The sequence below is a fragment of the Paraburkholderia sp. RL17-380-BIE-A genome (assembly GCF_046028085.1).
Taxonomy (GTDB): domain Bacteria; phylum Pseudomonadota; class Gammaproteobacteria; order Burkholderiales; family Burkholderiaceae; genus Paraburkholderia.
Map to the genome: position 1 here is coordinate 95,093 of NZ_JARESQ010000023.1, position 14,483 is coordinate 109,575.

Below are 14,483 nucleotides of genomic sequence, written 5' to 3' on the forward strand. Positions count from 1 at the left end.
AGACCCTGGAGATAGGCATGAACCAACGCATTCGCCGCCGCATCCTGGCGGCCGCCGTCCTCGCCACCGCCGGCGCCGCTTTGCCGTTTTCCTCCGCGTATGCGCAGAGCGCGCCCGCTCACAAGCCGAAGGTCGCGCTGGTCATGAAGTCGCTCGCCAACGAGTTCTTCCTGACCATGGAAACCGGCGCGAAGGACTATCAGAAGCATAACCCGTCGCAATTCGACCTGATCACCAACGGCATCAAGGACGAGACCGATACCGCGAACCAGATCCGCATCGTCGAGCAGATGATCGTCTCGAAGGTCGACGCGATCGTGCTCGCGCCGGCTGATTCAAAGGCGCTGGTGCCGGTCGTCAAGAAGGCGGTTGATGCGGGCATCATCGTCGTGAATATCGACAATCGGCTCGACCCGGACGTGCTCAAGTCGAAAGATCTGAACGTGCCGTTCGTCGGTCCCGATAACCGCAAGGGCGCGCAGAAGGTCGGCGATTATCTGGCCAAAAAGCTCAAGGCGGGCGACGAGGTCGGCATCATCGAAGGCGTGTCGACCACCACCAACGCGCAGCAGCGCACCGCCGGCTTCAAGGACGCGATGCAGAAGGTCGGCGCGAAGGTCGTCTCGGTGCAATCGGGTGAATGGGAGATCGACAAGGGCAATGCGGTGGCGTCGGCCATGCTCAACGAATACCCGAATCTGAAGGTGCTTCTCGCCGGCAACGACAACATGGCGATCGGCGCGGTCTCGGCCGTGCGCGCGGCGGGCAAGCAGGGCAAGGTGCTGGTGGTGGGCTATGACAACATCAACGCGATCAAGCCGATGCTCAAGGACGGACGCGTGCTCGCCACCGCGGATCAGTACGCCGCCAAGCAGGCCGTATTCGGTATCGACACCGCGCTGAAGGCGCTCAGCGAGCACAAGAAGCAGTCGGATCTGTCGGGCGTGGTGGAGACGCCGTGCGATCTGGTCACGAAGTGAACATGGCCCGGTTAGCGCCGGGCTAAGTCGTACGCAGGTTCGGGGCAACGACGTTTCATGCTCAATGCATGGCGTGCGCTCACGAACCCGCGGCTATTCAATAAGCGCTCAAGAAACCTGCCGTGCCGCCGTTAATTCCAGAGGTAAGCGTCATGACGGTGCCGCGCGACGGGAGGGGGCGTGGCTGTTAGCGCCTGTGCATTCCGCACATTGGGCCCGCATGACACGAGACGGCCGGTGGCGGCCACATGCAAACGGATTGCGTGTGGCCACCGCCGCCGCCTTGGAACCAGGATTGCGATGGATTCAACCGACCACGACGCTGTACCTGCCGTACTGTCGGTCAGCGGCATCGGCAAGACCTACGCCGAACCGGTGCTCGCCGACATCTCCCTGTCGCTGCGCGCCGGCGAGGTATTGGCGTTGACGGGTGAGAATGGCGCAGGCAAGAGTACGCTGTCCAAGATCATTGGAGGGCTGGTCGAGCCGACCGCCGGCACGATGCGGCTCGGCGGCGAGCCTTATGCGCCGGCAAGCCGCACCGAGGCCGAGGCGCTAGGCGTGCGCATGGTGATGCAGGAGCTGAATCTGCTGCCGACGTTATCGGTGGCCGAGAACCTGTTCCTGAACCGCCTGCCGCGGGTCGGCGCGTTCAGCTTCGGCTGGATCGACCGGCGCAAGCTGCGTGAAGACGCGCGCCAGGCCATGGCGCAGGTCGGCCTCGACGCGATCGATCCGGACACGCTGGTCGGCGAGCTCGGTATCGGTCACCAGCAGATGGTGGAAATCGCACGCAATCTGATCGACGACTGCCGCGTGCTGATCCTCGACGAACCGACCGCGATGCTGACCGCGCGCGAGGTCGATCTGCTGTTCGAACAGATCGACCGGCTGAAGGCGCGCGGCGTGGCGTTGGTCTACATCTCGCACCGCCTCGAGGAACTGGCGCGAGTGGCCGAGCAGATCGCGGTGTTGCGCGACGGCCGGCTGGTGCACGTCGACGCGATGGCCAACCTGACCAGCGACGAAATCGTCACATGGATGGTCGGCCGTGAACTCGGCGAGCGGATCGATCTGGGCGTGCGCAACATCGGCGCGCCGCTCCTGAAAGTGGAGCGGCTTACGCGCGGCAAGGTGGTGCGCGAGGTGTCGTTCGAAGTGCGTGCGGGCGAGATTTTCGGCATTAGCGGCTTGATCGGCGCGGGCCGCACGGAGTTGATGCGGCTGATTTACGGTGCCGATCAGAAGGATAGCGGTAGCGTCGCGCTGGCTGCAACGCCGGGCGCGCCGCCCACGCCGGTGCAGATCGCTTCGCCCTCGGACGCGGTGCGCGCCGGCATCGCGCTCATCACCGAAGACCGCAAAGGTGAAGGCCTGCTGCTGCCGCAGCCGATCGCGGCCAACGTGTCGCTCGGCAATATCGGCAGCGTGGCGCGGCACGGTATCGTCGACGCGAAGCGGGAGAACGCGCTGGCGCAGAAGCAGATCACCGCGATGCGGATCCGCACATCCGGGCCGGCGCAGATTGTCGGCGAGTTGTCGGGCGGCAACCAGCAGAAGGTCGTGATCGGCCGCTGGCTGGCGCGCGACTGCCGCGTGCTGTTGTTCGACGAACCGACGCGCGGCATCGACGTCGGCGCGAAGTTCGATATTTATGGCTTGATGGGTGCGCTGGCTCGCGAAGGACGCGCGCTCGTCGTGGTGTCGAGCGACTTGCGGGAGCTCATGCTGATCTGCGACCGGATCGGCGTGATGTCCGCGGGGAGCATGACGGGTGTGTTCGAGCGCGACAACTGGTCGCAGGACGCGCTGCTGGCCGCGGCTTTCGCCGGCTATCGCAGCCGCGAAGCGTTGCTGCACGCCGCCCCCGACACCAGCGAAGCAGGGAGTCTGTCATGAACGATCAATCGGCGCCTGAAGCATCGGGCGACAAGCCGGGTGTGGGCGGCGTGGGGAGCGTGAGTGGTGCGGGCAGCACGGGCGCCGTCGCGCCGCCCGCCGACCCGTCGGCGCCGCTCGCGAGCGGCAAGCCGGCCGGCACGCGCCTGGGCTTTTCGAATTACCTCGGGCTCGCCGGCGCGTTGCTGGCGATGATCGTGCTGTTCTCGCTGCTGAGTTCGCACTTTTTGACGTACGACACCTTCAGCACGATCGCCAATCAGATTCCGGATCTGGTGGTGATGTCGGTGGGCATGACGTTCGTGCTGATCATCGCCGGGATCGATCTGTCGGTGGGGTCGGTGCTGGCGCTGGGCGCGTCGGTGGTGAGCGTGGCCGCGCTGAAGTGGGGCTGGGGGCCGTTGCCGTCGGCGCTGCTCGGGGTCGCCGCGGCGGCGCTGACCGGCACCATTACCGGCGCGGTGACGGTGGGCTGGCGGATTCCGTCGTTCATCGTCTCGCTCGGTGTGCTCGAAGCCGCGCGCGGCATGGCGTATCAGATGACGAATTCGCGCACCGCCTATATCGGCGACGCGTTCGACTTCCTGTCGAACCCGATCGCAGTTGGCATCTCGCCGGCGTTCCTGATCGCGGTGGCGGTGATGGTGATCGCGCAACTGGTGCTCACGCGCACGGTGTTCGGCCGCTATCTGGTCGGCATCGGCACCAACGAGGAGGCGGTGCGGCTTGCAGGCGTCAATCCGCGGCCGTACAAGGTCATCGTGTTCGCACTGATGGGCGCGCTCGCCGGGCTGGCCGCGCTGTTCCAGATCTCGCGTCTGGAAGCGGCCGACCCCAATGCGGGCCAAGGCGTCGAACTGCAGGTGATCGCGGCCGTGGTGATCGGCGGCACGAGCCTGATGGGCGGGCGCGGCTCGGTGATCAGCACCTTTTTCGGCGTGTTGATCATTTCGGTGCTGGCGGCCGGCCTCGCGCAGATCGGTGCGAATGAGCCGACCAAGCGCATGATCACCGGCGCGGTGATCGTGGTGGCGGTGGTGCTGGATACGTATCGCAGCCGTCGCAAGCGCGCCTGATCGAGGGTCGGCGCGGCAAGCCGGCAGTTCGCGGCACGCCGGCAGCAGAAGTAGCAGAAGTAGCAGAAGTAGCAGAAGTAGCGGAACCGGAAGCCGCATGCACGGCACGGGCAGTCGCAGCGAGACGCGCGGTAAAGCGTCAGTATTTACGGGGTTGGTCAGTTTTCGAAGAAAACGGCCGGTAGGTCGCCAGGTGGTGCGGCCGGCGGGTAAAACAGGCAGGAGAGCAACAGGTTATGGCGACGATCAAGGATGTAGCGGCCGCGGCGGGCGTGTCGTTCACGACGGTATCGCACGTGGTGAACAACTCGCGGCCCGTGTCGGCTGACGTGCGCGCGAAGGTCGAGCACGCGATCCGTCAGCTTCACTATGTTCCGTCGGCGGTGGCCCGCTCGCTGAAGGCCCGGTCGACGGCGACGATCGGGCTCGTCGTGCCGAACACCACGAACCCGTATTTCGCGGAGCTGGCGCGCGGCATCGAGGACGGTTGCTCGCGCAACGGCTACTGCGTGTTCTTCTGCAATTCCGACGACGATCCGGCCAAGCAACGTAACTATCTGCGCGTGCTGCAGGAAAAACGGATCGACGGCCTGATCGTCGCATCCGCCGGCGACGACGCCGTGCTCGCGCAGACGCTCGCCGACTCGCGCGAGCCGCTGGTGATTCTGGACCGCAACATCGAAGGGCTGAATGCGGATCTCGTGCAGATCGACCACGAGAAGGGCGCGTATCTCGCCACCCGGCATCTGCTCGAACTGGGGCACGTACGGATTGGCTGTATTACCGGCACGGTGCAGACAGCGGTTAGCGCGATGCGCGTGCATGGCTTCATCCGCGCGATGAGCGAGCGCGGCATCGAGATTGCGCCCGACGCGATCGTGGAAAGCGATTATTCGGGCACCGGCGGTTACCGCGCGGCGGGCCAACTGTTCGACACGGTCAAACCGTCGGCGATTTTCGCCTGCAACGACATGATGGGCATCGGCGCGCTGCGCGCAGCCGCGGAACGCAATATCAGCGTGCCGCGTGATTGCTCGATCATCGGGTTCGACGATATCGAACTGGGGCGTTTCACCTACCCGGCGCTCTCGACCGTCGGTCAGTCGGTTCGCGCGCTCGGCGACATCGCCGCGCAAACGCTGATCGAACGCATTGCCGGTGGCTCCCCCGATAGTCCGCGTCCGCCTGGCCGCCGGCGCGTCGTATCGCCGCGCCTGATCGTGCGCGAGTCCACCGCGACCTGGGGCGGCGCGGCCAAACGCGATCTGGCGGCCTGATCTGGCGGCCAGACTTTGCGCGCCGCGCGCATTGTCGAACCCGCATGCGCGCGATGGTGCGCACCCGCTCGCCCGGTGCATCCGTGCATGACCGCTGCTGACGACCTGGACATAGATTTCCCGGAGCAGGCGTCATTTAGTGCCGCTGGCACGCTGCATTGCGCCCGATTTCTACAAAACGGCGCACCGTCTTTCTGACTTCCCCTCCGCAAGCAACCCTAGGTGCATCTCGCATCGTCGGTTCGCATCAGCGTCTCGCCGTCAGTGATTTGTAATTCCTGCCAATTGCTTACATCGCCTTTCCTCATACCATATAAATCCTTCAAGGAAATAATTGCTGTGCCGTAAACGGGGTTATTAGAGCGCCGCCTCAAATGAGCGCCGACACGCAGCCACCACACGCCAACCGCTGCGTACGCAACTCTCATTTTCAAAGCACAGGAACCAGACATGTTGAACAAGGGCATTACGATCAAGGCGCGCATAGGCCTCACGATGGCTTTTCTCGCCGCGTTGCTGGTGGCCATCGGCGTTTTCGGTTTGTTCGGTATGAGCGATTCGAACCACGCCTTGAAGGACACGTTCACCAATGCCATGCCAAGCGCGGTCGATATCGGCAACGCCGAACTCTACGCGGCGCGCGAGCGGTTGGCGCTCGACCGGGCGGCGTTCCTGATCGGCACGCCGGAAGTTGCGCCGACAATCGAGCGCGCGCGCACCATGCGCGTCACGTCCGATATGTGGTGGAAAAAGTATATGGACCTGCCGCGCGGGCCGGATGAGGAGCGCCTCGCGCAGGACGTGGTGGCCAAGCGTGACGCGCTGCATCAGCAACTGGATGCTTTTGCGGCAATCGTTGCCGCAAACGACCAGAGCAAGCTGGTCGACGGCGCCAAACGGCTGCAAGCCGCCTACAGTGAACTCGCCAATTCCGACGACGCGCTGCGCAAATTCCAGTTCGCGTCGGCCAAAGATGGCTACGACGCGGCGCAAAGCAGCTTCGAACTGTTCCGCCTGGTGAGCGCGGGCGCATTGCTGATCGGCGTGCTGGCCGCGGCGATCTCGTATCTGACGCTCAGCCGCGCGATCGCCCGGCCGCTCGACGCCGCGCTCGGTCATTTCGATGCGATCTCGGCAGGCGATCTGCGCCGCCCGGTGGTCGTGACTTCGCGTGACGAGATGGGGCAACTGCTCGAAGGCATCGCCAGAATGCAGCGCAGCCTCACCGAAACGGTGCGCACCGTGCGCAGCGGCAGCGAATCGATTGCGACTGCAACCCGCGAGATCGCCGCCGGCAATATCGACCTGTCCTCGCGCACCGAAGAGCAGGCCTCGGCGCTGCAGGAAACCGCGTCGAGCATGGAAGAGCTCACCGGCACGGTCAAGCAGAACGCCGACAACGCCCGCCAGGCCAGCTCGCTTGCGGCGAATGCGTCGGAGATCGCCAACAAGGGCAGCGCCGTGGTCGAGAAGGTGGTCGGCACGATGGGCGACATCAATCAAAGCTCGGCGAAGATCGCCGACATTATTTCGATCATTGAAGGGATCGCGTTCCAGACCAATATCCTGGCCCTGAATGCGGCCGTGGAAGCCGCGCGCGCCGGCGAAGAAGGGCGCGGTTTCGCGGTGGTGGCGGGCGAAGTGCGCAGTCTCGCCCAGCGTTCGTCGGCGGCGGCGAAGGAAATCAAGGAACTGATCGATACCTCGGTCGAGCGCGTTCAATCGGGTTCGGCGCTGGTCGACGAAGCCGGCCGCACCATGACCGACATCATCGGTGCGGTGCAGCGCGTGACCGACATCATGGGAGAAATCGCCGCGGCTTCGGAAGAACAGAGCAGCGGCATCGATCAGGTGGCGCGCGCCGTCACGCAGATGGACGAAGTCACGCAGCAAAACGCCGCGCTGGTCGAAGAAGCAGCGGCCGCGGCCTCGTCGCTCGAAGATCAGGCCGGCAAGTTGCGTCAGGCCGTAGCGGTGTTTCACCTGGAAGAAGGCGGCCTCACGCCGCCCATGAGCGCCGCGCCGAAGCGCGCGCCTGCGCCGCTGCGCCCGGTGATCGCACGCAAGGCTTCGCGCGCACCTGCCATGCAACCCGCGCCGCAATCCGCCGCCGTGACGAAAGCGCCTGCCGCAGCAGCACAGCCCGCTGCCGCAACGGCACGCGCGCCCGCAAAAGCTATGGCGTCCGCTGGAGCTGGCAGCGATCAAGATTGGGAGACGTTCTGACGGGACGTAGGTTGCAACATTCGTTCCCGACGCGTCGGCCGATCCCATTAGATGGGTAAGCGCGGCCGTTCAGCTGACCGCGCCACTCGTAAAGACCGCGATTGCGTACGCATTCGCGGTCTTTTTTTATGGTGTGCGCATTAACCAACGTTTGCGTATGCAGTCCGTACCCTGGCAAGCGTAATGATCCGGTACATTGACGGACGCCCCGAAGAAAGTCACTTTGGGGGTCGCTGCCAGACATGTAGCGGCAATCGCCGACGCGGCTCGTCAGTTCAACGGGCGCGGTTTTGCCGCCTTCGAGCGCCGCGACGCATGGCCACCCACCCACACGCCACATTCAACCGCTCAATGCGCCAGCCACAAAGGACCGACATGACGCCTCACGACCTCGCGCACCGCCTCGTCGAAGCACGCCGGCAGCATCGCCCGATCGATGTGCCCGCACCCGACAGCCTGCCGCCCGATGCGGCAACCGCGTACGCGATCCAGCAGGCGGTCATCGCCGGTCTCGGCGAATCAACCGGTGGCTGGAAGATCGGCGCCAAAGTGCCGGGCGGCGCCGCCTCTGGCGCGCCGATTCCGGCCTCGCTGGTATTGCCTTCGCCGGCGCGCATCGCGCATGCCGGCTTCTTCCGGGTGCTGGTGGAACTGGAAATCGCCTTCCGCTTCGCGGAGGCGATCGAGCCGCGCGGCCGGGCCTATGCGCGCGACGAGGTGCTGGCGAAGGTCGGCGTCGTGCTGCCGGCCATCGAGATCGTCGACAGCCGCTTTACCGAGTGGCCGAACGTCGCGCCGCTTGCGCAACTGGCCGACGCCCAGAACAACGGCGCGTTGATCACCGGTCATCCTGTCGCTTATTCGGGGCTCGCGCGTGGCTTCGACTTCGTTTCACCGGAGCTGGAGCTGAGCTTCGACGGTGACTCGCTGATACCGGAGGCCACGGGCAATCCGGCTGGCGACCCGCGCGAACTGCTGGTGTGGTTCGTCAACCACTGCGCCGCCATGGGCATCACCATCGAGCCGGAATGGACGCTCACCACCGGTTCGTACGTCGGCGCACACAGGCTGGACAAAGCGGGCATCGTGCGTGGGCACATCGACGGACTTGGAGAAGTGGAAATTGAACTGACCTGAGAGGCTGCGCGCTTGTAACAGCGCATTACCAAACTCCACTCAAACGGCTGCCTATGGGCGGCCGTTTTACATTTTTCGCATCTGTGATGGCCGCCGTGCCGTATACACCTATTGGAACGACGCAGGGTCTCGCCGTCATCCAGTTATACAGGTGGCTAACCACGCCGCCGACGCGGGTAAGGCGAAACGACATGACTGGTACAACGGATGAAAACGCGCGGAACAAAATTGCTCGCGCGTTGACGAAGCGATTGACGCTGCAAGGTGAAATGATCGAGATTGGCATGACGCATGACCAATGCATGAAGATGTAACAGGCAACTGTTTGCGTAGACCGAACGCTTGTGTCGCGCGTTGATGAAAAAAGAGGCGGATACAGAAAACGGGCTCACGTCTGCGCTTTCAGCAACAAAGTGTGTGTGTGCAGACACGCCGTCTGATACAGCAGTGGGATCGTTCGATGAACGTAGCGGCTGGCGCGGGACGTGTTTGCAGGATCACTGAGCAGCACTGAGGCAGAGTGCTGATATGGCCGCAAGGCATGAGTGCAAAGGCAGCGACGTGTGACCATAATCGCTGCGTTACGAGTGCAAGATACGAGTGCAAGATTGTAGGTCGTCGAAACTTTGTTTCCAAGTGAGGATTGTCGGGAGGCGAATGCGGCGCGATTTTCGCAACGTAGTTCGTGAAAAAAAATTTAAAAGGGTTTAGGATGAATTCGAGCGATGTCGTTTCCGAATAGCGCGCCGCGCACGACATCGGTCTAGACTTCGGCGAGGAGGTAGCATGGATATCTACAGCAGTTTCGCGACCCGCTTCGAGAAAACGCGAGAAGATGAGCTCTCGCTCGAGGAGTATCTCGCGCTCTGCAAAGACAATCCCGCCGCGTACGCCACGGCTGGCGAACGCATGTTGACGGCGATCGGGGAGCCGGAACAGATCGACACTCGTAACGATCCGCGCATGTCGCGCATCTTCGCGAACAAGGTCATCAAGGTATACCCCGCATTCCGTGAGTTCTACGGAATGGAAGAGGTGATCGAGCAGGTGGTCGCCTACTTCCGGCACTCTGCCCAGGGGCTCGAAGAAAAGAAGCAGATTCTGTATCTGTTGGGCCCGGTCGGCGGCGGTAAATCGTCGATCGCGGAACGTCTCAAGCAGCTCATGGAGCGTGTGCCGTTTTACGCGATCAAGGGCTCGCCCGTGAACGAGTCGCCGCTCGGTCTGTTCGACTACGAGGAAGACGGCCCGATTCTCGAAGAACAATACGGCATTCCACGCCGCTACCTCAAAAGCATCCTCAGCCCGTGGGCGGTCAAACGCCTGCACGAATACAACGGCGACATCCGCAAGTTCCGCGTGGTGCGCCGCTACCCGTCGATCCTTCGCCAGATCGGTATAGCCAAGACCGAGCCGGGCGACGAAAACAATCAGGACATTTCGTCACTGGTCGGTAAGGTCGACATCCGCAAACTCGAACAGTACGCTCAGGACGACGCGGACGCGTACAGCTACTCCGGTGGCCTGTGTCTCGCGAATCAGGGCCTGCTCGAGTTCGTCGAAATGTTCAAGGCGCCGATCAAGGTGCTGCACCCGCTGCTCACGGCGACCCAGGAAGGTAACTTCAAGGGCACGGAAGGGTTCGGCGCGATCCCGTTCGACGGTGTGATTCTGGCTCACTCGAACGAGTCCGAATGGAAGGCGTTCCGCAACAACCGCAACAACGAAGCACTGCTCGACCGGATCTTCGTGGTGAAGGTGCCGTACTGCCTGCGCTACGGTGAAGAGATCAAGATCTACGAGAAGCTGCTGCGCAATTCGTCGCTGGCGAACGCGGTGTGCGCACCTGGCACGTTGAAGATGATGGCGCAGATGTCCGTGCTCACGCGTTTGCAGGAGCCGGAGAATTCAAGCCTCTTCTCGAAGATGCAGGTGTACGACGGCGAGAATCTGAAGGACACCGATCCGAAGGCCAAGTCTTATCAGGAGTACCGCGATTTCGCGGGCGTGGATGAAGGGATGACCGGCGTGTCGACCCGTTTCGCGTTCAAGATTCTTTCGCGCGTGTTCAACTTCGATTCGACCGAGGTCGCGGCTAATCCGGTGCACCTCATGTACGTGCTCGAACAGCAGATCGAACGCGAACAGTTCCCGCCGGAAACCGAGCAGAAGTATCTGTCGTTCATCAAGGACGTGCTCGCCTCGCGCTATGCGGAGTTTATCGGCAAGGAGATTCAGACCGCGTATCTGGAGTCGTATTCCGAGTACGGTCAGAACATTTTCGATCGTTACGTGACGTACGCGGACTTCTGGATCCAGGATCAGGAGTTCCGCGACCACGACACCGGCGAGAGTTTCGACCGCGCGGCGCTGAACGCCGAACTGGAGAAGATCGAGAAACCCGCGGGCATCAGCAACCCGAAGGACTTCCGCAACGAGATCGTGAATTTCGTGCTGCGTGCGCGTGCGGCCAATGGCGGGAAGAATCCGGCATGGGTCAGCTACGAAAAGCTGCGCGTCGTGATCGAAAAGAAGATGTTCTCGAACACGGAAGAGTTGCTGCCGGTGATCTCGTTCAACGCCAAGGGTTCGGCGGAAGAGCAACGCAAGCACGAAGACTTCGTCAATCGCATGGTGACGAAGGGCTATACGCCGAAGCAGGTGCGCTTGCTGTGTGACTGGTATCTGCGCGTGCGCAAGTCGTCATGATGCGCATTGCGTGCCGCCCGCGCGGTCCATCCGCGCGGGCACCCTGCGAGGCGCAAATTGCATGGACATAGCGTTGCTTCAGGCAACGTGCGTCTCGCGCACCCGAAATTAGTGCAGCTGCATGGGATCGGAGACCGGGCGTGCTTCATCAAATCATCGACCGCAGGTTGGCAGGCAAAAACAAGAGCATTGCGAATCGCGAGCGTTTTTTGCGTCGCGTAAAGAACTATATTCGTCGCGCCGTTTCGGAAGCGGTGCGCGACCGCAGCATCAAGGATATTCAGAACACCCAGAGCATCACGATCCCGCGCAAGGACATTGCGGAACCGTCGTTCCGGCATGGCCCCGGCGGCAAGCGGGAAATGGTGCATCCGGGCAATGCCGACTATATCCGCGGCGACAAGATCCAGCGCCCGCAAGGCGGCGGCGGTGGAGGCGGGGGCAACCAGGCCAGCAACGAAGGCGAGGGTCAGGACGACTTCGTGTTCGAACTGAGCCGCGAAGAATTCATGCAGTATTTCTTCGACGACCTCGAACTGCCGCGTCTCGTCAAAACCCATCTGATGGCCGTGCCCACGTGGAAAAGCATCCGCGCGGGCTGGGCCGCCGAAGGCACGCCGAACAATATCGACGTGGTCCGTTCGCTGCGCAGCGCGCTCGGCCGCCGCATTGCGCTCGGTGCGCCGCTCGTCAACCAGTTGCACGAAATGGAACGGCAACTGGAGGTGATGAAAGCCGATCCCGACGATCGTCGTGACGAGATCAAACTGCTCGAAGAGGAAATTCACCATTTGCGTGGGCGCATCTGGCGGATTCCGTTTATCGATCCGTTCGATCTGCGCTATGTGAACCGCGTGAAGCAGCCCACGCCTTCCAGTCAGGCGGTGATGTTCTGTCTGATGGATGTGTCCGGTTCCATGGACGAGCAGCGCAAGGATCTCGCCAAGCGCTTCTTCATTCTGCTGTATCTGTTTCTCAAGCGTAACTACGAGAAGATTGAAGTGGTGTTCATTCGCCACCATACGCGCGCCGAGGAAGTCGACGAAGACACGTTCTTCCACTCGACCGAAAGCGGCGGCACGGTCGTGTCGAGCGCGCTGGAGCTGATGCAGAAGGTAATGGACGAGCGCTATTCGCCGACTGAATGGAATATTTACGGCGCTCAGGCGTCGGACGGCGACAACTGGACCGACGACTCGCCAAAGTGCCGCAAGATTCTCTCTGATGACATCCTGGAGAAGGTGCGCTATTTTGCGTATATTCAGGTGACGCCGGAAGAGCAGAACTTGTGGCTGGAATATGCGCAGTTAGCCCTGAGCCAGCCGCACATGGCGATGAAGAAGGTCGAGACCGCGGCTGACATTTATCCGGTGTTTCGTGAATTGTTTGAAAAGCAGGCGGCTAATTCATGACGAACAAGCCCCCGCACAACGAAGCGCGCGGCGAGCCAGAGAACGGCGCGCCGGAGCGCGGGAAAGGCGTGCCGCAGCAGCAACAGTCGGGGCATGCCGAGGCAAAGGCGGACGATACGGGAGCCGCCACGGCCGGAGCAGTCGACACCGCTGCAGCACGGGGACACACCGGAACGCCCAACGTGGGGCAAAGGGAAGTCCGTATGAACGTAGCCGATAGACGGCCTCTGCCGTGCCCGTCCGACTGGACATTCGAATTGATCGAAGAGTACGACTCGCATATTGCCCGTGTTGCAGAGCAATATGAACTCGACGTGTATCCGATCCAGCTCGAACTCATCAGCGCCGAACAGATGATGGATGCGTACGCGTCCGTCGGTATGCCGGTGAACTACCGTCACTGGTCGTTCGGCAAACACTTTCTCTCTACCGAAAAGAGCTACCGTCGCGGGCAGATGGGGCTGGCGTACGAGATCGTCATCAATTCCAATCCCTGCATCGCGTATCTGATGGAAGAGAACACGATGACGATGCAGGCGCTCGTCATCGCCCACGCGGCTTACGGGCACAACTCGTTTTTCAAGGGCAACTATCTGTTCCGGTTGTGGACGGATGCGCATGCCATTATCGATTACCTCGTCTACGCGAAGAATTACATCGCCGAGTGCGAGGAGCGCTTCGGGCTCGACCGGGTCGAAGAATTGCTCGACTCGTGCCACGCGTTGATGAACTACGGCGTGGACCGTTACAAGCGTCCGCAAAAGCTCTCGCTCGAAAAGGAGTTTGCGGCGCGCCGCGAACGCGAGGCTTATTTGCAGTCCCAGGTCAATGAACTGTGGCGCACCTTGCCGACCCGGCATACGCCGCTGCCGGAGGAAATCGAGGAGCGCTATCCGCCGGAGCCGCAGGAAAATCTGCTGTATTTCGCGGAGAAGAACGCGCCGTTGCTGGAGCCGTGGGAGCGGGAAGTGATCCGCATCGTGCGCAAGGTCGGCCAGTATTTTTATCCGCAACGGCAAACTCAGGTAATGAACGAAGGCTGGGCCACGTTCTGGCACTACACGTTGCTCAACACGATGTACAACCAGGGCAAGCTGGAAGACGGCTTCATGATGGAGTTTCTCCATTCGCACAGCAATGTGGTCTACCAGCCGCCCGTCACCAAACCGTATTACAGCGGCATCAATCCGTACGCGCTCGGTTTTTCGATGATGAGCGACATTCGCCGGATTTGCGAAGCGCCCACGGAAGAGGACCGTAAGTGGTTCCCGGAACTCGCGGGCAGCCCGTGGCTACCGGCCATGCACTATGCAATGCGCAACTTCAAGGACGAGAGTTTTGTCGCGCAGTATCTGTCGCCGCATCTGATTCGTGAAATGCGCCTCTTCTCGGTGCTCGACGACGATATGCGCGACGCGCTCGAAGTCTCGGCGATTCACGACGACAGCGGTTATCAGTACGTGCGCCAGGCGTTGTCGCGGCAGTACGACATGCATCATCGCGAGCCGAACATTCAGGTGTGGGCGGTGAATACGCGCGGCGACCGGAGTTTGACGCTACGGCATTTCATGAGCGACAACCGGCATCTTTCCGGTGACAGTGACGAAGTGCTCAAGCATATGGCGCGCCTGTGGCAGTTCGACGTCTATCTGGAAAGCGTCGACGAGAACGGCACGGTCCGCAAGCGTTACGAGTGCCGCTATGTACCGCCGGCGGTAAGGGTGTGACGCCCTCCTGAAGCCGCGGTCGTTTGGACATCAACGTGAA

The 14,483-nt window shown here is 62.1% G+C and carries 9 protein-coding genes; all 9 read left to right on the forward strand.

Features of this window, described 5'->3' with window-relative positions:
- Positions 1–17: 17 nt before the first annotated feature.
- The 9 genes from P0D68_RS30790 (at position 18) to P0D68_RS30830 (ending at position 14,443) form a co-directional block, all read left to right on the forward strand.
- Positions 18–980, forward strand: a complete 963-nt coding sequence (locus tag P0D68_RS30790) for a sugar ABC transporter substrate-binding protein (protein WP_408298187.1) — start codon at positions 18–20, stop codon at positions 978–980.
- Between the two features lie 300 nt (positions 981–1,280).
- Positions 1,281–2,879: a sugar ABC transporter ATP-binding protein gene (locus P0D68_RS30795; protein ID WP_408298185.1), complete on the forward strand. Its 1,599-nt coding sequence runs from the start codon at positions 1,281–1,283 to the stop codon at positions 2,877–2,879.
- The gene (locus P0D68_RS30800) at positions 2,876–3,955 is read left to right on the forward strand and encodes an ABC transporter permease (protein WP_091793763.1); all 1,080 of its coding nucleotides are present in this window, start codon (positions 2,876–2,878) and stop codon (positions 3,953–3,955) included. Before P0D68_RS30795 ends, P0D68_RS30800 begins: the two co-directional genes overlap by 4 nt.
- 236 nt (positions 3,956–4,191) lie before the next feature.
- Positions 4,192–5,232, forward strand: coding sequence for a LacI family DNA-binding transcriptional regulator (locus P0D68_RS30805; protein WP_408187546.1), 1,041 nt, complete (start codon positions 4,192–4,194; stop codon positions 5,230–5,232).
- 450 nt (positions 5,233–5,682) lie between these two features.
- Positions 5,683–7,458, forward strand: a complete 1,776-nt coding sequence (locus P0D68_RS30810; RefSeq protein WP_408298182.1) for a methyl-accepting chemotaxis protein — start codon at positions 5,683–5,685, stop codon at positions 7,456–7,458.
- A 375-nt stretch (positions 7,459–7,833) separates the two neighbouring features.
- Complete coding sequence (locus P0D68_RS30815) at positions 7,834–8,595, forward strand: 2-keto-4-pentenoate hydratase (RefSeq protein ID WP_091793769.1); 762 nt, start codon at positions 7,834–7,836, stop codon at positions 8,593–8,595.
- 786 nt (positions 8,596–9,381) lie between these two features.
- Positions 9,382–11,304: a PrkA family serine protein kinase gene (locus tag P0D68_RS30820; protein WP_007181736.1), complete on the forward strand. Its 1,923-nt coding sequence runs from the start codon at positions 9,382–9,384 to the stop codon at positions 11,302–11,304.
- Between the two features lie 140 nt (positions 11,305–11,444).
- A complete protein-coding gene (locus P0D68_RS30825) occupies positions 11,445–12,716 on the forward strand; it encodes a YeaH/YhbH family protein (RefSeq protein WP_091793773.1) in 1,272 nt (423 codons plus the stop codon).
- Positions 12,713–14,443 (forward strand): SpoVR family protein, encoded by a 1,731-nt coding sequence (locus tag P0D68_RS30830; protein WP_091793776.1) that lies wholly within the window; start codon positions 12,713–12,715, stop codon positions 14,441–14,443. Before P0D68_RS30825 ends, P0D68_RS30830 begins: the two co-directional genes overlap by 4 nt.
- Positions 14,444–14,483: the final 40 nt, after the last annotated feature.

Bases quoted from the DNA above. Each gene is read 5' to 3' on its own strand.
- P0D68_RS30790 (WP_408298187.1), top strand. From the start codon at position 18: ATGAACCAACGCATTCGCCGCCGCATCCTGGCGGCCGCCGTCCTCGCC.
- P0D68_RS30795 (WP_408298185.1), top strand. From the start codon at position 1,281: ATGGATTCAACCGACCACGACGCTGTACCTGCCGTACTGTCGGTCAGC.
- P0D68_RS30800 (WP_091793763.1), top strand. From the start codon at position 2,876: ATGAACGATCAATCGGCGCCTGAAGCATCGGGCGACAAGCCGGGTGTG.
- P0D68_RS30805 (WP_408187546.1), top strand. From the start codon at position 4,192: ATGGCGACGATCAAGGATGTAGCGGCCGCGGCGGGCGTGTCGTTCACG.
- P0D68_RS30810 (WP_408298182.1), top strand. From the start codon at position 5,683: ATGTTGAACAAGGGCATTACGATCAAGGCGCGCATAGGCCTCACGATG.
- P0D68_RS30815 (WP_091793769.1), top strand. From the start codon at position 7,834: ATGACGCCTCACGACCTCGCGCACCGCCTCGTCGAAGCACGCCGGCAG.
- P0D68_RS30820 (WP_007181736.1), top strand. From the start codon at position 9,382: ATGGATATCTACAGCAGTTTCGCGACCCGCTTCGAGAAAACGCGAGAA.
- P0D68_RS30830 (WP_091793776.1), top strand. From the start codon at position 12,713: ATGACGAACAAGCCCCCGCACAACGAAGCGCGCGGCGAGCCAGAGAAC.